Below are 21,255 nucleotides of genomic sequence, written 5' to 3' on the forward strand. Positions count from 1 at the left end.
ATGTATGTTGCCGTCAAAGGAGGCGAGGCCGCCATTGAGAATGCCCACCGCCTGCTTGCCGATCGCCGCCGTGGCGACCGTTCGCTCCCTGCGATCGGTATAAACCAGATCGTCGCGCAGCTTGCCCTTGCAGTCGACCGCATCATGGCCGAGGCCTCGCTCTACGACCGCACGCTCGCCGCACTTGCCGTCCGCCAGTCGCGTGGCGACATGATCGAGGCGATTTTCCTGCTGCGTGCCTATCGCACGACGCTGCCACGCTTCGGATACTCGAAACCGCTCGATACCGCGGCGATGAAGATCGAGCGCCGCGTTTCCGCCACCTACAAGGATCTGCCTGGCGGCCAGCTTCTCGGTCCCACCTTCGACTACACGCACCGACTGCTCGATCCTGCGTTGCTTTCCGACGAGGCCGTTGAAGAGCCAGCGCAACGTCCTGCCGAAACCGGCCGCGTCATGCGCGTGTCGGAAATCCTTGGCCAGGAGGGACTGATTGAGGCCGACGGCGATATGCCGGAGGATCACGAGATCGGCGACCTTACCCGCGAACCGATGGAATTTCCGATGAGCCGCGACCTTCGCCTGCAGGCGCTTGCGCGCGGGGACGAGGGCTTCCTTCTGGCGCTCGGCTATTCCACGCAGCGAGGCTATGGCCGCAACCATCCCTTCACGGGGGAAATCCGTATCGGTGACGTCGAGGTGGAATTCGACGTTCCGGAACTCGGTTTTGCCGTATCGCTCGGGACAATCCAGGTGACGGAATGCCAGATGGTCAACCAGTTCAAGGGCTCAGCCAAAGCGCCGCCGCAGTTCACGCGCGGTTACGGCCTCGTCTTCGGCCAGAGCGAACGGAAAGCGATGTCGATGTCGCTGGTCGATCGGGCGCTGCGCGCCGAGGAGTTCGGGGAAGACATCACAGCACCGGCACAGGACGAGGAATTTGTCATTTCTCATTCCGACAATGTCCAGGCCACTGGCTTCGTCGAGCATCTGAAATTGCCGCATTACGTGGATTTCCAGGCCGAACTGGACCTTGTCCGGCGCATGCGCCGCGACTTCGAGACTGCTCGAAACGGCGGCAGGGACTTGCAGGAGGCGGCAGAATGATGCGCGCCGCCAAAAGGCTTTCAGTCGCCGCCATCCCCGCTATCGCCGTCGTCCAAGTCGAAGCTGCTGTCCTTTCCGGAACCGAAGATCTGACGGTGGAGAAACGCAAGCGCAATGGCTGCCAAGAGCACGGCAGTCGAGAGCATTTCAGCGTCGAATTCCAAGCCGTTCCCTCGGTTTTGCTTGAAGGTGACCGCAAATGACGGAGCTAGCCACCTACAACTTCGCGTATCTCGACGAGCAGACGAAGCGGATGATTCGCCGCGCGATCCTGAAGGCGATCGCGATTCCCGGGTACCAGGTGCCTTTCGCCTCCCGCGAAATGCCCATGCCCTACGGCTGGGGCACGGGCGGGGTGCAGGTAACCGCCTCGATCATCGGGCCGGACGATGTACTGAAGGTCATCGACCAGGGTGCCGACGACACCACGAATGCAGTTTCCATCCGTGCTTTCTTCCAGAGGGTTGCAAACGTCGCGGTGACCACCCACACCAAAGATGCAACGGTCATCCAAACGCGTCATCGCATTCCGGAAGAAAAGCTCGGAGCCAACCAGGTGCTCGTCTACCAGGTTCCGATCCCGGAGCCACTCCGCTTCCTCGAGCCGCGCGAAACCGAAACGCGCAAGATGCATGCGCTGGAAGAATACGGCCTGATGCATGTGAAGCTTTACGAGGACATCGCGCACAACGGCCGCATCTCCAAGACCTACGCCTATCCGGTGAAGGTCGCCGGCCGCTACGTCATGGACCCGTCGCCGACGCCGAAATTCGACAATCCGAAAATGCATATGTCCGACGCGCTACAGCTCTTCGGCGCTGGCCGCGAGAAACGCATCTACGCGGTTCCGCCCTATACCGAGGTCGTCAGCCTCGATTTCGAAGACTATCCGTTCGAGATTCAGCGCTTCGGCAAACCCTGCGCACTTTGTGGCGCAGAGGAGGTCTATCTCGACGAGGTAATTCTCGACGACAAGGGCGGACGCATGTTCGTCTGCTCCGATACCGACCATTGCGAAGACCGCCGCGAGCAGGGACATGCCGGCGAGATGCTTGCGCCGAAGGAGGCTGCGGAATGAGCGACACACCTCTTCTCAAAGTCAACGACGTTTCGAAATTCTACGGAAATCGTGTCGGCTGCCGCAATGTCTCCTTCGAGCTCTGGCCGGGCGAGGTGCTGGCCGTCGTCGGCGAGTCCGGTTCCGGAAAGACGACGCTACTTAACTGTATCTCGACGCGCTTGATGCCGACGACCGGTAGCGTCGAATATCACATGCGCGATGGAAGCTATCGCGATCTCTACCGCATGAACGAGGCGGAGCGCCGCTTCCTGATGCGCACTGATTGGGGATTCGTGCACCAGAATCCGGCCGACGGCTTGCGCATGACGGTGTCGGCCGGCGCCAATGTCGGCGAACGGCTGATGGCGATCGGCGACCGGCACTATGGCAAAATCCGCTCCACCGCCATCGACTGGCTGGAGCGTGTTGAAATCGACGCCGGCCGCATCGATGATCAGCCTCGCGCTTTCTCGGGCGGCATGCGCCAGCGTCTGCAGATTGCCCGCAATCTCGTCACCAGCCCGCGGCTCGTCTTCATGGATGAGCCAACCGGCGGTCTCGACGTCTCGGTTCAGGCGCGCCTCCTCGATCTGGTTCGCGGTCTCGTCAACGATCTCGGCCTCTCGGCCATCATCGTCACCCACGATCTCGCCGTCGCGCGCCTGCTCTCGCATCGTATGATGGTGATGAAGGACGGCTATGTTATCGAACATGGCCTCACAGACCGGGTGCTCGACGACCCGCGCGAGCCCTACACACAATTGCTCGTCTCATCGATCCTGCAGGTCTGAAAGGCAACAACCATGGCAACGCCCCTCGTCGTTTCCGAAGTTTCGAAGTGCTTCACCATGCATTTGCGAGATAACATCAAACTTCCGGTCGTCTCTGACGTCGCCTTCTCCGTTGCCGCCGGCGAATGCGTCGTCCTCGGTGGTCCTTCGGGCATCGGCAAGAGTTCCCTGCTCAAGATGATTTATGGCAACTATGCCGTAGATACCGGACAGATCCTCGTCAGCCACATGGGCCGTGTCGTCGATCTCGCCGCTGCGGACCCGCGCACTGTCATCGATGTCCGCCGCCGTACTCTCGGCTATGTCAGTCAGTTCCTTCGCACCGTTCCGCGTGTTGCCGCCATCGATGTCGTTGCCGAACCGCTGCTTGCCCGCGGAGAGACCGCTGCCACCGCACGCGAAAAAGCGGCGGCCCTGCTTGAAAAGCTGAACCTTCCCCAAGCGCTATGGCGGCTGCCGCCTGCGACTTTCTCGGGTGGCGAGCAGCAGCGTGTCAACATCGCTCGCGGTTTCATCACCGACCATACGGTCCTGCTGCTCGATGAGCCAACCGCTTCTCTCGACGCAAAAAATCGCGCCGTCGTGGTCGGCATGATCGCAGAGAAGAAAGAGGCGGGCGTAGCCCTTCTCGGCATATTCCATGATGAGGAAGTAAGAGAGGCGGTAGCCGACCGCATCCTCGACGTCCAGCAGTTTTCGCCGCGAAAGGCGCTTGCAGCATGAGCCGGAAGCTGGGCGACATGCCCTATATTCACGAGACCGCCTTTGTCAGCGATGCCACGCTTGGCCGTTATACGGAGATATCCGAACGCTGCCGGATCAGCGAAGTCGAATTCGGTGATTATTCCTACATCATGCAGGATGGCTCTATCTGGTGCGCGACCATCGGCAAGTTCGTAAATATTGCCGCCGCCGTCCGTATCAACGCGACCAACCATCCGACATGGCGCGCGACGTTGCATCACTTCACCTATCGCGCCGCAGACTATTGGCCGGATGCGAATATGGAGACGGATTTCTTCGAATGGCGACGCTCCAACCGCGTCGTCATCGGTCATGACGTATGGATCGGCCATGGGGCAACCATCTTGCCCGGCGTCACCGTCGGCAACGGTGCGGTGATCGGCGCAGGTGCCGTCGTCTCAAAGGACGTCGCGCCCTACACGATCGTCGGCGGCGTTCCCGCAAAGCTTATCCGCGAGCGTTTCTCCAGGGAAATCGGCGAGCGGATGGACAGACTTGCGTGGTGGGATTGGGAGCATTCGAAGCTGCGTTCAGCACTCGAGGATTTCCGGGCGCTTTCGGCGGAAGATTTCCTTAGCCGGCATAATAGCTAAAGGCCTGTTCATAAGGCCGATTGTCACAGCACTTACACAAAACTGACATTGGAGTTTCATCGAGCCCGACTAATGCACTCCTGACGCAGGCCCTTAGAATGCGAGGTAGAGCATGATGTTCGAACTGAAGGATGTCACCCGCCGTTTTGGTGCAAAGCTGGCCGTGGATTCCGTCACGCTCGACATGCCGCAGGGCCAGATGGTCGGCATCATCGGGCGCTCGGGCGCGGGGAAATCCACGCTGCTTCGCATGATCAACCGGCTGCAGGAGCCGACTTCCGGATCCATTCGTTTCGGCGGCGTCGAAGTCTCCGCCCTTCGTGGCGAGGCCTTGCGCAACTGGCAGCGCGATTGCGCGATGATCTTTCAGCAGTTCAATCTCGTCCCGCGCCTCGACGTTCTGACCAATGTCATGCTCGGCCGCCTCAATCACCGCCCGACCATGCTGAGCCTCCTCAACATCTTTAGCCGCGACGAGCGCATTCATGCGATTGCGGCCCTAGAACGCCTCGGCATCGAGCAGACGGCGCTGCAGACCGCCGGCACGCTTTCCGGCGGCCAGCAGCAGCGGGTGGCGATCGCGCGCGCCCTGATGCAGAACCCGAAGATGGTGCTCGCCGACGAGCCGATCGCCTCGCTCGATCCGCTGAACGCCAAGATCGTCATGGATGCGCTGCGCGACATCAACGAGCGCGAGGGCATCACCGTCATCACCAACCTGCATACGCTCGATACGGCACGCAATTATTGCGAGCGCATCGTCGGCATGGCCGCTGGCCGCGTCGTTTTCGACGGCAAGCCTTCAGAGCTGACAGCGGCTGCGGTCAAGGAAATCTACGGCACCGACAAGGATGGCGCCGGCATCGACGAGACCATGACGTCCACCTCGATCAAAATTCCCGCGCCAGCCGCGGTTCAAGCATCCGCCGGCCTGCAACCGGTTGCCCTGGCAGGCCTCTGAGGGAGACGGCCGTGATCGATTGCCTGCCTCAAGGGCACACTTCTTCGTAACAGCAAGACCACCGGGGAACCGGTTAATCAGGAGAGACCCATGTTGAAGAAAGCACTCTTTGCCGCGACAGCGCTTCTGGCGCTTGCCGGCGCTGCCGCCGCCGAAGACCTCAAGGAGTTCCGCGTCGGTATTCTCGGCGGCGAAAACGAAGCTGACCGCCTGCGCAACTACCAGTGCATGGTCGACAAGCTGCCATCCGTTCTCGGCGTGGAAAAGGTTTCACTGTTCCCGGCCGCCGATTATGACGGCGTCATCCAGGGCTTGCTCGGCGGCACGCTTGACTATGCCGAACTCGGCGCATCCGGCTATGCCAAGATCTACCTTGCAAACTCGAAGGCTGTGGAGCCGATCCTGACCACGGTTCAGACCGACGGCTCCATGGGCTACTACTCGATCATGGTTGCCCGCAAGGATTCGGGCATGACGAAGGTCACCGACATCAAGGGCAAGAAGCTCGGCTTCGCCGATCCGGACTCCACTTCCGGCTACCTCATCCCCACGGTCACCCTGCCGGAAGCCCTCGGCGGCAAGCCCGTCAAGGAACTCGTGGCTTCGACGGGCTTCGGCGGCGGCCATGAGAACCTCGTTCTCGAAGTGCTGAAGGGCACCTTCGATGCCGGTACGACCTTCGGCTCCGGCATCGGCGATTTCAAGGACGGCTACACCTCCGGCAATCTTCGCAAGATGGTCGACAAGGGGGTCCTCAACATGGACGATCTGGTCGAACTCTGGAAGTCTCCGCTGATCCCGAACGGCCCGGTCGTTGTCCGCACTTCCATGAACGACGATATGAAAGCCAAGTTCAAGAAGTTCATGATGGACCTGCCGACGAGCGACGCTGCATGCTTCTCGGCTATTCAGGGCGGTGACTTCAAGGGCTTCGCTGAAGTCAATGCGGACTTCTACAAGCCGATCATCGACGCCCGCAAGGCCACGATCGGCGGCTGATCGCCCACAATTACGACAGCGCCGCCGACGGGATGCCGCCGGCGGCGCTTTCATGTTGAGTCCACCTCGTGTGCGGAAGGGGATAACGGGATGACGTCCACCACACTGCAGCCGTTTCTGAGCGAGACAGGGGCGCTTGTCGAACGCCATTGGCAGGAGCTCGCAGCTCGCCGCCGGCTTTATACCGTTTTCAGCCTCGCAATCCTGATCCTCGCTCTGAGCGGGTCCCTCTGGTTCGCCAACGAGACCAACTCGGGGAAATTCCTGGATCGGCTGCCGCACCTTTTCGATTTCGTCGGCGATCTCGTTCCGCGGGACGGCATGGAAATCTGGCGCGCCATGTTCGACCTCCCTTCGCCCTACTATGATGGCAGCCTCCAGTACGATTATCCGGACGGCCGGCACTACATCACCGGAAGTTTCTATATTCCGGAATATTTCTACAAGATGGCAGAGACGCTGAACATCGCGATCTTCTCTACTGTCATCGGCCTGTTTTTCGGCTTCATCCTGTCCTTCATCGCCGCGAAAAACATGACCCGCAATATCTGGATACGCGGCATGGCACGACGCTTCATGGAAATCCTCAGGGCTTTTCCCGAAGTTGTTCTCGCCGGCTTCTTCCTTGCAATCCTCTCTCTCGGCCCCCTTCCCGCTGTCATCGCGGTGTCGATCCATACGATCGGAGCACTTGGAAAGCTGTTTTTTGAGGTCATCGAAAATGCCGACATGAAGCCCGATGAGGGATTGAAGGCCGTGGGAGGCAACTGGATTGAGCGCGCATGGTTCGGCATGGTCCCGCAGGTGCTGCCGAACTTCATGAGTTATTTCCTGCTGCGCCTCGAAATCAATGTCCGAGCCTCCACCGTCATCGGTGCCGTCGGCGGCGGCGGCATCGGTGAGCAGTTGCGCCTGTCAATCAGCCGCGGACACGAGGCTAAGACCTTGGCGATCATCATATTGCTGCTGCTCACAGTCATCGCTGTCGACCAGTTCTCGGCCTGGCTGAGGCGCAAGCTGGTGGGCGACCATGCATTTCAGACCATTGGATAAGGACCGCGCCATGCCCTCCCTGAATGCCGCCGAAATGGAACGTATCGCCGCCGGGCATCCGGAAATCTTCAACCGCTCCGTCTGGCGGCGGTTTCAGGTTCCGCTCATCGTGGCCGCCCTCGTTCTCTACGTCCTTTATGCCTGGTGGTTTTTCGCAGTCGGAAAAGTATTCGGCGAGGCCAACTGGGGTATCGCCGGCAATTATCTGGCCGACTGGGTTTCTTACGAGATCCGTCCCGATATAGAGATCAATCCCGACGGCAGCATGCGGATCACGTATTCGCGCTTCGATCCCATCGGCCCCAATCCGAACCCTGATTGGTTGGAGGCGAAACGCGAAATCGTTAGCCGCATAATCGAAGCTCCGACGACGGCACCCGCTACGACTGCGCCGTCCGCTCCATCCTCAAGCTTCAATTTCATGGCCGGCGCCTCGCAGCAGCAGGCAGCTCCCGCAGAGGCGGCCAGAACCGACGTACGCACGGAGGAAGTCGTCACCGAAGCGCTGGTCCACATGGGCGCGTCACGAACAGCGGAGATCCGCCCGAACGAGGTTGTCCTGACACGCAACGACGAACGCGTGACCCTGACATTGGATACAACCGCGGAACGGGTGACCGCCCAAGGCAACCTTCCGGAATGGGCGGAGCAGCGCTCTCCAGGGGGGCGCGTGATCGCATACTTCGGCCTTTCCGGTTGGGCGGAGATCTCCTCCGACCGCGTGAGGGTCCACAAGCGCTTCCTGGGCTGGGCGAACTTCGTGTTCGACACCAATTCAGCTTTCTTCGGCAAGTCTGCCGGTGAAGTGGCCTCTCTGATCCTGTCGAGCGAACACCTCGATCCGCGGCAGAGCAATCTGTCGCTCGCCTGGAACGACTTCCTCTACAATCCCTCCTGGCAACATCTCGACGTGTGGACAAAACTGCTGCAGACGGTTGTCATGGCCTTTGTCGGCACGCTGTTTGCCATGCTCGTCGCCTTCCCACTATCCTTCATCGCCGCCAGGAACATTTTCCGCAACCGGCCGGCCAATCAGCTGACAAAGCGATTCTTCGACTTTCTGCGCTCGGTGGATATGCTGATCTGGGCGCTGTTCTTTACCCGGGCGTTCGGACCTGGTCCTCTCGCTGGCATTTCAGCCATCTTCTTCACAGATACGGGAAGCCTTGGCAAACTTTACTCGGAAGCGCTCGAAAACATCGATGACAAGCAGCGCGAGGGCGTGAAATCGGTAGGGGCACATCCAGTTACGGTGCAGCGATATGGTGTGGTACCGCAGGTGATGCCGATTTTTGCTTCTCAGGCGCTCTATTTCTGGGAGTCCAATACCCGTTCCGCCACCGTTATTGGTGCGGTCGGTGCCGGGGGCATCGGTCTGAAGCTCTGGGAGGCCATGCGCACCAATTCCGACTGGGAAAATGTCGCCTATATGGTCATCCTGATCCTGATCGTCGTCTTCTTGTTCGATGCCGCATCAAACGCACTCCGCCAACGGCTGATGGGCACGAAAGCGCATTAAAAGTTGATGGGGCGGCAGCCTCATCATCATTCTGTCACGGAAATCTTTTAGCCGGGAGCCTGCTTGCGGTCCGCGGCCAAATCACTGACATTGCGGCCCCTGCTTGAACATATTTTCAGGACAAGAACATTGCGCTACGCCCTTTATTTTACGCCGCCAAAGGACGATCCTCTGACCGGCGCCGCCTCGATCTGGCTTGGGCGCGACGCATTTACGGGCGAAGCTTATCCGGCTCCCGAGGAAAATGGGATGCCGGCCGCAGAACAGTTCGAACTGACAGCCGATCCGCGCCGATACGGCTTTCATGCGACGATCAAGGCACCCTTCACTCTCGCCTCATCGGTCACCGAAAGGGACCTGATGGCAGTCGTCGAGGATTTCGCCGGCCGCACGCCGGCATTCGATATCCCGGAGCTTGTCCTCGGGCAGATCGGCCGATTCTTTGCGCTGGTTCCTGGCTTTATGCATGCGCCGCTTCAGGATTTCGCGGTAAGCGTGGTAAAGTCCTTCGAGCCGTTTCGCGCAGCACTTTCCGAGGCCGATGTTACAAGGCGAAAGCCTGAACAACTGACGGAAAGCCAACGCTCCAACCTCATGCGCTGGGGCTATCCTTACGTGATGGAGGACTTCGGCTTTCACATGACCCTGACCGGCCAGGTGCCCGAAGAGCGCTCGGCACTGATGAAATCGATCCTGGAGAAGCGTTTTGCCGATTTCATCGGCCGGCCGCTTTCCATTTCTGGCCTCGCAGTCTTCATTGAAGAAGAGCGAGGCGCGCTGTTCAAGATTCATTCATGGCTGCCGCTTGCTGGCGCCAAACGCTGAGAGATCGACAGATGACCAAAGAGTTAGTCCTTTCCAACGCCCGCATCGTTCTTGAAGACGAGATCGTTGATGGCTCGCTTTTGATCCGCGACGGGAAAATTAATGATATCTCGAAAGGCAATTCGGCAAATGGAGAGGATTTCGAGGGCGATTACCTGATCCCTGGTCTCGTCGAACTGCATACCGATCATCTCGAAGGCCACTATTCGCCGCGTCCAGGCCTTCGCTGGCATAAGACGGCGGCCATTCAGGCCCATGACGCGCAGATCGTCACCTCCGGCATCACCACCGTCTTCGACTGCCTGCGCATGGGTGCGGACGAAGACGGCGGCTTTGAACATGGCGAAATGCGCGAGATGGCCGATGCCATCCAGAAGGCAGAGCGGGAAGGCCGGCTTCGAGCGGAACACCTGATCCACCTGCGCTGCGAGGTCTCGGCCGACAATGTGCTGGAGCATTTCGCGGATTTCGAGAACGATCCCTATGTCCGCCTCGTTTCGCTCATGGACCACGCGCCGGGCCAGCGTCAGTTCCAGACGATGGATCAATACGTCTTCTATTATCAGAAGAAGCGCGGCCTTTCGGACGAGGAGTTCGCGCGCTTCATCGAAAAGCGCCTCAACGAATCCGCCTGCAATTCGACGCCGCACCGCAACGCAATCGCCGAGGTCTGCAAGGCGCGTGGTATCACCGTTGCGAGCCACGATGATGCGACGCTTGCCCATGTCGACGAGGCGATGGAGAACGGCGTGCGCCTTGCGGAGTTTCCGACGAGCTTCGATGCCGCCAAGGCATCGCATACGCACGGCATGAGCGTGCTGATGGGCGCTCCCAACGTCGTGCGCGGCAAGTCCCACTCAGGCAATATCGCTGCTCGCGACCTTGCCGAACGTGGCGTGCTCGACGTGCTTTCTTCCGACTATGTGCCGCTCAGCCTGCTCTACGCACCCTTCATTCTTGCCGACGAGCTAGAAACGATCTCATTGCCGAAGGCGATCGCGATGGTGACGGCGACGCCGGCACGTACCGTCAGCCTCAACGATCGCGGCAGAATCGAAACCGGCCTTCGCGCCGATCTTGTGCGCGTCTTCCGCGACGAAGGCGTACCGGTGACCCGCTCCGTCTGGCGTGAAGGGCGCCGGGTCGCATGATTCCGTCGCACGAACCGCACCTAGTACCTGGCACCGAGCGCGGTATCATGGTCGTTGTCGTCGGCCCAAGCGGCGCCGGCAAGGACACTCTGATGACTCTGGCGGCCAAGCATTTTGCCGGCCGTCCCGACGTGCACTTCGTTCGCCGCGTCATCACGCGGGACAGCGATGCCGGCGGCGAAGACCATCTCGCCGTTTCCGAGGGAGGCTTCGTCTCGATGGAGCAATCCGGCAACTTCGCGGTATGGTGGGAAGCACATGGGCTGAAGTATGGCATTCCGGCAGAGGTTTCCGTCGCACTGGCGAAGGGGCACCTAGTGATCGCCAACGGCTCCCGTTCGGCTCTCCACCGTTTTCAGGCCGTTTTTCCCCGTCTCAAGGTCATCAACGTGACAGCGCGCCCGGAAGTGCTGGCCGGACGTCTCGAGGCTCGCGGCCGCGAGACCCACGAGGACATCATGGCCCGCCTCGCTCGCGGCTCACTCACCGTGCGCGGCGACTACGACGTCACCGAGTTCGACAACAGCGGTTCGCTGGAAGAGGCCGAGCGCAAGATCGTCGACACGCTCAACGGCTTCCTCGCTGAAATCGCTTAGCCGGCTAGAGGAGCTCATGACCATCGTAATCGTTCCCTACTTACGGTGCTGCACAGCTCTACAGTCTCACTTCTGAAAATGCTGTGCTCAGGGATCGCATTGCCTTGCGCGACTATCTGCGGACGTATTCCCAAAGGGCCGAAGCCTATGCGGCTCTCAAGCTTCGGCTCATGGATGAAGCCAATGGCGACTGGAGCTACTGCACCGGCGGCAAGTCGGCGTTCGTGCGTGAGACCGAACGGCTTGCTGGATTGGGTTAGTTGCAGCCGGCGGGCGGATTATAGTACCTGCGCTGGCAACTATTCGCCGTCCCCTCGTCCCGACACGATCTCACGCTTGCCGACATGGTTGGCCGGTCCGACGAGGCCTTCCTTTTCCATGCGTTCGACCAGCGATGCGGCGCGGTTGTAGCCGATGCCGAGGCGGCGCTGGATGTAGGAAGTCGAGCATTTCTTGTCGCGAAGCACGACCTTGACGGCCTGATCGTAGAGCTCATTGCCGTCCTCGGATGCCGTGGCGCTCTTGTCGAAGACGGCGCTGTCTTCCGGCTCGGCATCTTCCTCTTCATCCGCGGTGACCGTCTCCAGATATTCCGGACGGCCCTGCGTCTTCAGATGTGCGACGACCTTTTCGACTTCGAGATCGGAGACGAACGGGCCGTGGACGCGGGAAATCCTGCCGCCGCCCTGCATGTGCAGCATATCGCCCTGGCCGAGGAGTTGCTCGGCACCCTGTTCGCCAAGGATCGTGCGGCTGTCGATCTTCGACGTCACCTGGAAGGAGATGCGGGTCGGGAAGTTCGCCTTGATCGTGCCGGTGATGACATCGACCGAGGGACGTTGCGTCGCCATGATCAGGTGAATGCCGGCGGCGCGCGCCATCTGGGCGAGACGCTGGATCGCGCCTTCAATCTCCTTGCCGGCGACCATCATAAGGTCGGCCATTTCGTCGACGATGACGACGATATAGGGCATCGGCGCCAAGTCCATTTCCTGCTGCTCTTCGATCGGTGCGCCTGTGCCCCTGTCGAAGCCGGTCTGGACCATGACGTGGATGGTTTCGCCCTTGTCGCGCGCCTGCGCCACGCGGCCGTTATAGCCGTCGATGTTGCGCACGCCGAGGCGCGACATCTTGCGGTAACGCTCCTCCATTTCGCGCACCGCCCATTTCAGGGCCATCACGGCCTTCTTCGGATCGGTGACGACGGGCGTCAGCAGGTGCGGGATGCCGTCATAGACCGACAGTTCCAGCATCTTCGGATCGACCATGATCAGGCGGCACTGCTCCGGCGTCATGCGATAGAGAAGCGACAGGATCATCGTGTTGATCGCGACGGACTTACCGGAGCCAGTGGTGCCGGCCACCAGTAGATGCGGCATCTTCGCAAGCTCGGCAATCACCGGCTCGCCGCCGATCGTTTTGCCAAGGCCGAGCGCCAGTTTGTAGCCGCTCTTCTCGAAATCCTGGCTTTCGATCATTTCGCGGAAATAGACGGTCTCGCGGATGGCATTCGGCAATTCGATGCCGATGACATTGCGGCCCGGCACGACGGCAACGCGGGCGGACAGCGCTGACATGGAGCGGGCGATGTCGTCAGCAAGGCCTATGACACGCGACGACTTCACACCGGGTGCGGGCTCGAATTCATAGAGCGTGACGACCGGACCGGGACGCACATGGATGATCTCGCCTTTGACGCCGAAGTCTTCCAGCACGCTTTCCAGCAGTCCGGCATTCTGCTCCAGTGATTCCTGCGACATGATCTCGCCCAGACGCTCCGGAGGCTCCTGTAGCAGTGCGCGTGGCGGAAATTCGTAGCCGGATGGATCGATATTCGCCGGGATAGTCTTCTGGGTCACGGCGCGCGGTGCGGGCGCCAGATGTGCAGTGGCCTGCACGCGAACCGGCATCGGCGCGATCGGCAGCGTTTTCGCGATCACCGACGCGGCCGGTTGGGTTGGTGGGGCCGCGTTCGATATAGGCTTTGCAGGTGCTGGAGCGGCCATTGCTGTGGCCGGCACATCAGTGCGCGTCTGCGGCCTCCCTCCCGGGCGCCACTCCATCACGCGGAAGCGCGAGATGATCGATTCCGGCGTGGCCACAATCTTCGGCAGTGAAGCAGTTGGAGCGATAATCGGGGCCGCAGCCGCTTCCTCGAAGGCCATGACTTCCCAGAAAGCGAAATCGGAAATGTCCGCAAGCTCGGACGACGCGCGGAATTCCGGTTGAACCGCAGCGACATGCTCCAGATGGTCGCTCTCGGGCACATCCCGAACATAGATATCGAATGGCACATCGATCATGATCGGAGCGCTCGGCTCGGCATCACCAGCCGACTCTTCGCTGACGGCTTCCTCACGAATCGGCTGGTCCGATTCGGTCGGCGGGCGGCGTTTGCTGATCAGGTTTTCCGGTGTGCGGGTAAAACGCACGTTCGGTGCAAGCGAGAAATTGCTCTGCCAACCCGGCGCTGCGGGAGCGACATTCATGTCACCGCCTGCATCCTGTACGTCTATTTCCGAGGAAAATTCCTCGGCATCCGTCAAATTCGTTCTGGGAAAACGCATGCGACACGCTACTCGCTCAATTTCTGACCCAACCGGATTAGAAAATGAAGGTTAACAAGTTCCTTCCAGTCGCACCTAAACGGCACACCTCCCGAAGCCTAAATTGAGCATTATCAATTGGTTATGCTACTGAGAAAAATCTTCGAGGTCGAAGCGCTCAGTGCGCTTCTTCCCAATTGGTGGCGGCGCGCGCATCGACCTTCAACGGCACGCGCATTTCGAGCGCCGGCATGGCGGCGTTTTCCATGACGGAAACGATGATCGGCATCGCCTTTTCGACGTCGGCATCCTCAACCTCGAAGACGAGCTCGTCGTGCACCTGGAGCAGCATGCGGACCCGATCCGCAAGACCGGCTTCGGCAAGCGCGGGCTCGATCTTGATCATTGCCCGGCGAATAATATCGGCGGCCGAGCCCTGGATCGGCGCGTTGATCGCAGCACGCTCGTTGAAGGCACGCACTGAAGGATTGGACGAGCGGATTTCCGGGTAGTTGATTCGCCGCCCGAAGATCGTCTCGACATAGCCCTTGTCGCGCGCCATCTGCTTGCGGCTGTCCATGTAGTCGCGGATGCCGGGGAAGCGCTCGAAATATTTCTTGATGTAGTCACCCGCTTCGGAGCGTTCGATCGAGAGCTGGTTGGCAAGGCCAAATGCGGAAATGCCATAGATGATGCCGAAGTTGATCGCCTTGGCGCGGCGGCGCACCTCGGCCGGCATGCCGTCGACCGGAACGCCAAACATTTCGGAGGCCGTCATCGCGTGAATATCTATACCTTCGGCAAAAGCCTGGGTCAGTTGCGGGATTTCCGCAACATGCGCGAGCACGCGCAGTTCGATCTGGCTGTAATCGGCCGAGATCAGCTTATGCCCGGGCACGGAGATGAAGGCGGTGCGGATTTTCCGGCCTTCCAACGTGCGCACCGGAATGTTCTGCAGATTCGGCTCGGACGACGAAAGGCGCCCCGTCGTCGTCGAGGCCAGCGAATAAGAGGTGTGGACGCGCCTCGTCTGTGGATGCACGTAGCCCGGCAGCGCATCGGTGTAGGTGGATTTCAGCTTGGTCAGCTGACGCCAATCGACGATCTTGCGCGGCAGCTCGTAACCCACGGTTGCAAGCTCTTCCAGCACGCTTGCCGACGTCGACCATTGCCCGGTCTTCGTCTTGTTGCCACCGGCAAGCCCCATCTTGCCGAAGAGGATGTCACCAAGCTGCTTCGGCGAGCCGATCGTGAACTTCTCGCCCGCCAGCGTGTAGATTTCGTCCTCCAGACGCGCAGCTCCTTGTGCCAGTTCGCCGGAAAGGCGGGACAGAATCTGGCGGTCGACGGTGATTCCTCGCTCCTCCATGCGCGCGAGCACCGGCAGCAGCGGCCGTTCCAGCCGCTCGTAGACGGCTGTTAGCTTTGCTGCGGCAAGCCGCGGCTTCAGCACCATCGAGAGCCGCAGCGTCACATCGGCGCCTTCGGCGGCATAGTGTGTGGCTCGGTCGATATCGACAAGGTCGAACGTGACATTCGCCCTGCCGCTTCCTGCGATATCCTTGTAAGCGATCGGCTTGTGGCCGAGAAATTTCTCGGAGAGCGAATCCATGCCATGCGCGCCAATGCCGGCGTCGAGGACGTAGGACATCAGCATCGTGTCATCGAAGCTCTTTGTCTCGACGCCGTAGCGCTTCATCAGCAGATAATCATATTTCAGGTCCTGCGCGACCTTGAGGACGGACTCGTCTTCGAGCAATGCCTTGAGCCGCGGCAACGCGTCCCGCATCGGTATCTGGTTGTCCGCAATCCCGCCGCCAAGGAGATCGCTGACGCCGTTCCTATGGCCGATTGGGACATAGGCGGCGCGGGTCTTGAGGCCCGTCGGGTTCTTGTCGTTGTCGGCAATCGCCATCGAGAATCCGACCAGCTCCGCCTGCATCGCATCAAGCGAAGTGGTTTCGGTATCGAAGGCGACGAGGCCTGTTGCCCGCGCATCGCCAATCCATTTGTCGAGCGTCGCGAGATCGCGGATCGTCACGTAGGTAGAATGATCAAACGGCAGCGCTGCAAAGGCTTCGGCGCGCGCCTTGGCAAGTTCGGCGGGGGTAAAGCCTTTGCCGGCGGGCTTGGCCGTCGCCGGAATCGGAACGGCAGCGCCCTCAACATCCGGAATGCCGCCTGCAACCGGCTCCGGTTCAACGGCATCGAGATCGGGGCCGTGCGCAGCAGTACCCCACTCGACCTTCACGTCGGCCGCCTCGATGGCGCTCGCATCGCAATTGCACGCCTCCGCCACACGGCGCGTCAGCGTCGTGAATTGCAGCGCCTTCAGGAAGCCGATCAACTTCGGACCGTTCTGCACTTCGAGAACGAGGTCGTCCAGACCAAGCACCAGCGGCACATCAGATCGCAGCCGCACCAATTCGCGCGAGAGCCTTGCCTTGTCGGCATTTTCGAGAATCGCCTGGCGGCGCTTTTCCTGCTTGATCTCATGCGCACGGTCCAGCAGCGTGTCGAGGTCGCCGTATTCTGCAAGAAGCTGTGCGGCGGTCTTCGGGCCGACGCCAGGAATACCCGGAACATTATCGACCGAATCGCCGGTCATTGCCTGCAGGTCGATCATCTTTTCGGGGGAGACGCCCCATTTCTCGATGACGTCCGGGATGCCGATCTGCTTGTCCTTCATGCTGTCGTACATGTGGATGTTCGGCGTTACGAGTTGCATCAGATCCTTGTCGGACGAGACGATCGTCACATCGGCGCCGGTCGCTTCCGCCTGGAGGGCATATGTGGCGATGATATCGTCCGCCTCGAAACCCTCGGTCTCTATGCAGGGCAGGTTGAAGGCGCGCGTTGCCTCCCGGATCAGCCCGAATTGCGGTATCAGTTCATCCGGCGGCGCAGAGCGGTTCGCCTTGTAGGCATCGTACAAGTCCTTGCGGAAGGTCTTTGCCGAATAGTCGAAGATTACCGCAAGGTGCGTGGGCGTCACGCCGACGGACGTGTCGCGCGCATCGGTCAACAGCTTCCAGAGCATGTTGCAGAAACCGGAGACGGCGCCGACCGGCAGGCCGTCGGATTTGCGCGTCAGCGGCGGCAGAGCGTGAAACGCCCGGAAGATGAAACCCGAACCGTCAATAAGGAAAAGATGATCGCCTTTTTTCATGGTTGCATGGATAGCGTGGCGGGATGGAAACGTCCATTGCACATGCTGTTTGTGGTACTATTTATTGCTGACCGTCGGCCTTCGAAATGGAATTGCCTATGGAAAAGCGCAGCATCGCGGTCGCCTATGCCGTACCGCTTATTCTCATGGCGATCGTTCTTGCCAGCTCCTATGCATTGGGTGACGGCCCTTCGGTTATCTTTCGCAAAGTGCTTTTCGCGCCTGTGTTCCTGCTGGCGATCAAGGGTTTGCGAACCTTCTTTCCGCAGCATCTGGATCGCACGCGAAGCTTCAGCACCCAAGCAGAATTTCAGCTGTTGAACGCCTTGCTCCTTTCGGCCTTTCTGATCTCGGTCGGCCCTTACGAATCGCTTCGCATCATTCCGCTGATCTGCGCCTTTGCCGGCATGGCCATCCTGATCGCCGGATGGAATCTTGCATTCTTCTGGCGTGATCGTGGAAGGGCTCAGGACTAGGACTTTGCGGCCCTCACCGAACTGTTACCAATTTGTAATTGTCGGTTCGGCCGGCCTCCCTTGAAAAACCACATTCCCGATCACAAATCATAGTCACCGGCGTTTGATCGCGCCGAGGGTCTGATTACCGGCTTGTCCCCCGCCGCATCAGACTTGGACAAAGGCCTTATCCCCCTCTCCGGGCCTTTGTCCCCATTTTCAAGCCGCCATGGCCAACCTCCAGGCCATGGCGGCTTTGTTTTTCCGCAGAGATGCACATTTATGAAGCTCAAGGGCAAATTTTGATCCATCGCATGCGACTTGTTGCATTGTTTCGCATCCGTTTTTGAGCCTAACTGCAATCATGGGATTTAACAGGATGGATTCGGGAGCATACCTTGCAAGCCAGCTGGCCAAGGGTTTTGCCCGCTCGCTGCAGCAGCGCGCGGCGGGGCTCGGTTTTTCTCCCGGGCAATTCCCGATCCTTCTCGAACTTTGGGCGGAAGACGGCCTGACGCAGAAGCAATTGCTCGAACGCGTCGATATCGAACAGGCGACAATGGCCAATACGCTTGCACGCATGGCGCGCGACGGTCTCATCGAGCGCCGCCCCCATCCTTCCGACAAGCGAGCACAGCTGATCTTCCTGACGCCCATCGCACGGGCGATCGAAGATGAGGCGGTCAGGACAGCGCGCGAGGCTGACCTTGCGCTTTTCCAAGGTTTCAAGACCTTCGAACGCGAGCTGATGCTGGAATATATCCGGCGCCTTCTCGAAAACGCGAAGAAAATCTGATCCCTATTCGGCAGCTGGAACATCCCGTGAGCGTTTTCGCAACGGTCCATCGGCACGTGCCAAAAGCACGCCTACGCGCGCCGTCAGCTTTGCGCTCGGCTCGATATCAGGCTTGCCGAGCATATCGCGGCCTTTGTGCCTTAGTAGGACGCCTTGTTAACGGCTTCCAAATTCCGATTTTTCTTCCTCGAAACGTCCCCACCTTTGGTCTATCGTCCGGCCAAATTTCAAAAGGGAGTCGGAAATGATAGACGTAACCCCGGTGCTTTCGCGCGCGGATCAGAATCTCGGCTCAAGCCTCGACAGACTATTCGAGTTGCTGCGCATCAAATCGATCTCGACCGACCCGGCTTACAAAGCGGATTGCCGCATGGCGGCTGAATGGCTGGTCGCCTATTTGAAGACGCTGGGCTTCGAAGCTTCCGTTCGCGATACTCCCGGCCACCCGATGGTCGTTGCGCACCATGCAGACGCCGGTGCGGATGCGCCGCATGTACTATTCTATGGTCATTACGACGTTCAGCCGGTCGATCCAGTTGAGCTCTGGGAAAACGATCCCTTCGAACCGGCCATCACGGACATGGGCAACGGCCGAAAGATCCTGACCGGCCGCGGCACCGCGGACGACAAGGGCCAGCTCATGACCTTCGTCGAAGCTTGCCGGGCCTATAAAGAGGTCAACGGCGCGCTTCCCTGCCGGATCACCATCCTCTTCGAGGGCGAAGAGGAATCCGGCTCGCCCTCGCTCAAGCCCTTCCTGGAGGCAAATGCGGCCGAACTGAAGGCCGACTACGCGCTTGTCTGCGATACCGGCATGTGGGATCGTGAGACCCCGGCAATTGCTGCTACCCTTCGGGGCCTTGTTGGCGAAGAAGTCGTCGTTACGGCAGCAGACCGCGATCTGCATTCCGGGCTTTTCGGCGGCGCGGCTGCAAATCCAATCCATGTCCTGACAGCGGCGCTTTCCGGCCTCCACGACGAAACCGGCCGCGTTGCGCTCGAGAACTTTTATGAAGGCGTCGAGGAAACGCCTGCAAACATCAGGGCCTCATGGGAAAAGCTCGGCCAGACCGCTGAAAGCTTCCTGGGCCAAGTCGGCCTTTCGGTGCCGTCGGGTGAAAAAGGCCGCTCCGTTCTGGAACTCACCTGGGCGCGCCCGACGGCTGAAGTCAACGGTATATGGGGCGGCTATACCGGCGAGGGTTTCAAGACCGTGATCGCCGCCAAGGCTTCGGCCAAGGTTTCCTTCCGCCTCGTCGGCAAGCAGGATCCGGCAAAGATCCGAGAAACGTTCCGCAGCTATATCCGTTCGAAAATTCCTGCCGACTGCTCGGTCGAGTTCCATCCTCATGGCGGTTCGCCGGCAATTCACCTTGCATACGATTCTCCGGTGATCACCAGGGCGAAGAGCGCCCTTTCCGACGAATGGCCGAAGCCCGCCGTCGTCATCGGTATGGGCGGCTCAATTCCGATCGTCGGCGATTTCCAGACAATGCTCGGCATGGAATCGCTGCTTGTCGGCTTCGGCCTTTCGGATGATCGGATCCATTCGCCCAACGAGAAATATGAGCTCGCCTCCTACCACAAGGGCATCCGCTCCTGGGTGCGCATCCTCGACGCGCTGGCAGCCTGAAAACAAAAGGCGTGCCTCGCAGTTTACGCGGGCACGCATTCAGACGAAGGCCGGATGAACCCGGCCTTTCGTCATCCGCTTCGCTTCAATGCCAGTACATCCGTGGTCAAGGAAAAAGCGGACATTGCAGCCAATTGGCTGCGATCTGTTGAGCCTCAAATCGGAAGCCGCTCCGGCAATTTCAAGGCCCAGAGCCCGGATTCTTCCGTTCAAGCTGCGTTCATGCAAGATGTGCTATAAACCATTGAAAGACAAGACGAATGATTGCCGTCTCACAAAGGCCGGCAAGCGTTCTGATTATGCCCCGGAACCGGCAAAAGCCGAAGTAAAAACAAATACCGGATGTGGCATGACGTCTGCTTCCCAGGGAGTTGAACCGTGAAACGCACCCTTTTGAAAATTGCCGCGACCGGCATGCTCTTGCTTGTTCCGCTGATCGCTCAGGCCGCAGAAGGCTTCGCGACGACGAACGTCAATATGCGAGCCGGCCCAAGTACCGCGTATCCGGCCGTCACCGTAGTTCCGGCCGGCGAATCCATCGAAATTTACGGCTGCCTTGCCGATGTTCCATGGTGCGATGTGGAGTTCTACGGCGGCCGCGGCTGGGTGCACGGCCGATACATCCAGGCTCTTTATCAACAGCGCCGCGTTTATGTCGGGCCTCAATATTATCGCCCGCTCGGTATTCCCGTCGTTGTCTTCAGCTTCGGCAGCTATTGGGATCGCTATTACCGCGACCGTGACTTCTATCGTGACCGCGATCGCTGGCGCCGCGGACCAGACTTCTATCGCGGCCCGGACCGCCGTCCGGAACCTTACCGGGCGCCCAGTCGCAGACCTGAATTCGAGCCAAGGCCAGCTCCGCAATTCGAGCCAAGGCCAGCTCCGCGCCCGGAATTCGACCGGCGACTGGAACGGAGGCCCGATTTTAGCCGTACGCCTGAAAGGCGCCGTGAGTTTGATGACCGTCCGGATCGCCAGCCGAATTTCGATCGTGCGCCCAGCCGCAGGCCTGATGTCGACAGGCAGCGGGAATTCAACCGTGATCTGCGCAATGAGGGCGATCGCGGCCGCCGGAGTTTCGAACGTCGGGGCAATGATGACAATCGCGTCATCCGCCGGGGCGATGATAGCCGTGGCCGCAACGGCGGTGATAATGACCGCCGCAGGCCACCGCGGGGTGCCTGCAAGCCAGGCGAACCGGGCTGCCGGAACTAACCAATGAAGGTCCAGGGCGGCGGAAATGCCGCCCTTTCC

The 21,255-nt window shown here is 60.0% G+C and carries 20 protein-coding genes and 1 pseudogene; 19 read left to right on the forward strand and 2 right to left on the reverse strand.

Annotation, left to right across the window (positions count from 1 at the left end; genetic code table 11):
* The 14 genes and pseudogenes from BN1800_RS01135 to BN1800_RS01200 form a co-directional block, all read left to right on the forward strand.
* Complete coding sequence (locus BN1800_RS01135; RefSeq protein WP_086993632.1) at window positions 1-1,107, forward strand: carbon-phosphorus lyase complex subunit; 1,107 nt, start codon at window positions 1-3, stop codon at window positions 1,105-1,107.
* On the forward strand, window positions 1,104-1,310 hold the full coding sequence (locus BN1800_RS01140) for a hypothetical protein (protein ID WP_086993635.1): 207 nt from the start codon (window positions 1,104-1,106) through the stop codon (window positions 1,308-1,310). The genes BN1800_RS01135 and BN1800_RS01140 overlap by 4 nt, the downstream gene beginning before the upstream one ends.
* Window positions 1,307-2,185: an alpha-D-ribose 1-methylphosphonate 5-phosphate C-P-lyase PhnJ gene (locus BN1800_RS01145; protein WP_027510493.1), complete on the forward strand. Its 879-nt coding sequence runs from the start codon at window positions 1,307-1,309 to the stop codon at window positions 2,183-2,185. Before BN1800_RS01140 ends, BN1800_RS01145 begins: the two co-directional genes overlap by 4 nt.
* On the forward strand, window positions 2,182-2,958 hold the full coding sequence (phnK, locus tag BN1800_RS01150; RefSeq protein ID WP_027510492.1) for a phosphonate C-P lyase system protein PhnK: 777 nt from the start codon (window positions 2,182-2,184) through the stop codon (window positions 2,956-2,958). Before BN1800_RS01145 ends, phnK begins: the two co-directional genes overlap by 4 nt.
* A 12-nt stretch (window positions 2,959-2,970) precedes the next feature.
* On the forward strand, window positions 2,971-3,681 hold the full coding sequence (gene phnL / locus BN1800_RS01155) for a phosphonate C-P lyase system protein PhnL (RefSeq protein WP_086993639.1): 711 nt from the start codon (window positions 2,971-2,973) through the stop codon (window positions 3,679-3,681).
* A complete protein-coding gene (locus BN1800_RS01160) occupies window positions 3,678-4,295 on the forward strand; it encodes a DapH/DapD/GlmU-related protein (RefSeq protein ID WP_086993642.1) in 618 nt (205 codons plus the stop codon). The genes phnL and BN1800_RS01160 overlap by 4 nt, the downstream gene beginning before the upstream one ends.
* Window positions 4,296-4,410: 115 nt before the next feature.
* Window positions 4,411-5,256, forward strand: a complete 846-nt coding sequence (gene phnC, locus BN1800_RS01165) for a phosphonate ABC transporter ATP-binding protein (protein ID WP_037142168.1) — start codon at window positions 4,411-4,413, stop codon at window positions 5,254-5,256.
* 90 nt (window positions 5,257-5,346) lie between these two features.
* Window positions 5,347-6,255 carry a phosphonate ABC transporter substrate-binding protein gene (gene phnD / locus BN1800_RS01170; RefSeq protein WP_086993645.1) on the forward strand — a complete coding sequence of 303 codons (909 nt, stop codon included), beginning with the start codon at window positions 5,347-5,349 and terminating at the stop codon, window positions 6,253-6,255.
* Between the two features lie 90 nt (window positions 6,256-6,345).
* The gene (gene phnE / locus BN1800_RS01175) at window positions 6,346-7,308 is read left to right on the forward strand and encodes a phosphonate ABC transporter, permease protein PhnE (protein WP_027510487.1); all 963 of its coding nucleotides are present in this window, start codon (window positions 6,346-6,348) and stop codon (window positions 7,306-7,308) included.
* 10 nt (window positions 7,309-7,318) lie between these two features.
* Window positions 7,319-8,827 (forward strand): phosphonate ABC transporter, permease protein PhnE, encoded by a 1,509-nt coding sequence (gene phnE / locus BN1800_RS01180; protein WP_086993648.1) that lies wholly within the window; start codon window positions 7,319-7,321, stop codon window positions 8,825-8,827.
* Window positions 8,828-8,956: 129 nt separating this feature from the next.
* Entirely contained in the window at window positions 8,957-9,652 is a 696-nt protein-coding gene (locus BN1800_RS01185) for a DUF1045 domain-containing protein (protein WP_086993651.1), read from the forward strand.
* An 11-nt stretch (window positions 9,653-9,663) separates the two neighbouring features.
* Window positions 9,664-10,803, forward strand: a complete 1,140-nt coding sequence (locus BN1800_RS01190) for an alpha-D-ribose 1-methylphosphonate 5-triphosphate diphosphatase (protein ID WP_086993653.1) — start codon at window positions 9,664-9,666, stop codon at window positions 10,801-10,803.
* Complete coding sequence (gene phnN / locus BN1800_RS01195; RefSeq protein WP_086993656.1) at window positions 10,800-11,399, forward strand: phosphonate metabolism protein/1,5-bisphosphokinase (PRPP-forming) PhnN; 600 nt, start codon at window positions 10,800-10,802, stop codon at window positions 11,397-11,399. Before BN1800_RS01190 ends, phnN begins: the two co-directional genes overlap by 4 nt.
* 62 nt (window positions 11,400-11,461) lie before the next feature.
* Window positions 11,462-11,659, forward strand: a pseudogene (locus BN1800_RS01200) (GrpB family protein); the annotation flags it as partial.
* Between the two features lie 39 nt (window positions 11,660-11,698).
* On the opposite strand, the gene BN1800_RS01205 reads toward BN1800_RS01200, so the two are convergent.
* Both BN1800_RS01205 and polA read right to left on the reverse strand, forming a co-directional pair.
* Window positions 11,699-13,966: a DNA translocase FtsK gene (locus BN1800_RS01205; protein WP_086993662.1), complete on the reverse strand. Its 2,268-nt coding sequence runs from the start codon at window positions 13,964-13,966 to the stop codon at window positions 11,699-11,701.
* 157 nt (window positions 13,967-14,123) lie between these two features.
* Window positions 14,124-17,114, reverse strand: coding sequence for a DNA polymerase I (polA, locus tag BN1800_RS01210; RefSeq protein WP_086993665.1), 2,991 nt, complete (start codon window positions 17,112-17,114; stop codon window positions 14,124-14,126).
* A gap of 98 nt (window positions 17,115-17,212) precedes the next feature.
* On the opposite strand from polA, the gene BN1800_RS01215 reads away from it, so the two are divergent.
* From BN1800_RS01215 to BN1800_RS01235, 5 genes are all read left to right on the forward strand, one after another.
* On the forward strand, window positions 17,213-17,590 hold the full coding sequence (locus tag BN1800_RS01215) for a hypothetical protein (RefSeq protein ID WP_086993668.1): 378 nt from the start codon (window positions 17,213-17,215) through the stop codon (window positions 17,588-17,590).
* Between the two features lie 358 nt (window positions 17,591-17,948).
* Window positions 17,949-18,365 carry a MarR family winged helix-turn-helix transcriptional regulator gene (locus BN1800_RS01220; protein WP_086993671.1) on the forward strand — a complete coding sequence of 139 codons (417 nt, stop codon included), beginning with the start codon at window positions 17,949-17,951 and terminating at the stop codon, window positions 18,363-18,365.
* Window positions 18,366-18,609: 244 nt separating this feature from the next.
* On the forward strand, window positions 18,610-19,998 hold the full coding sequence (locus tag BN1800_RS01225; RefSeq protein ID WP_086993673.1) for a M20/M25/M40 family metallo-hydrolase: 1,389 nt from the start codon (window positions 18,610-18,612) through the stop codon (window positions 19,996-19,998).
* Between the two features lie 54 nt (window positions 19,999-20,052).
* A complete protein-coding gene (locus tag BN1800_RS01230; protein ID WP_027510478.1) occupies window positions 20,053-20,238 on the forward strand; it encodes a hypothetical protein in 186 nt (61 codons plus the stop codon).
* A gap of 138 nt (window positions 20,239-20,376) precedes the next feature.
* Complete coding sequence (locus BN1800_RS01235; RefSeq protein ID WP_086993676.1) at window positions 20,377-21,216, forward strand: SH3 domain-containing protein; 840 nt, start codon at window positions 20,377-20,379, stop codon at window positions 21,214-21,216.
* Window positions 21,217-21,255 lie beyond the last annotated feature (39 nt).

This window comes from Rhizobium sullae (genome assembly GCF_900169785.1).
Taxonomy (GTDB): Bacteria; Pseudomonadota; Alphaproteobacteria; order Rhizobiales; family Rhizobiaceae; genus Rhizobium; species Rhizobium sullae.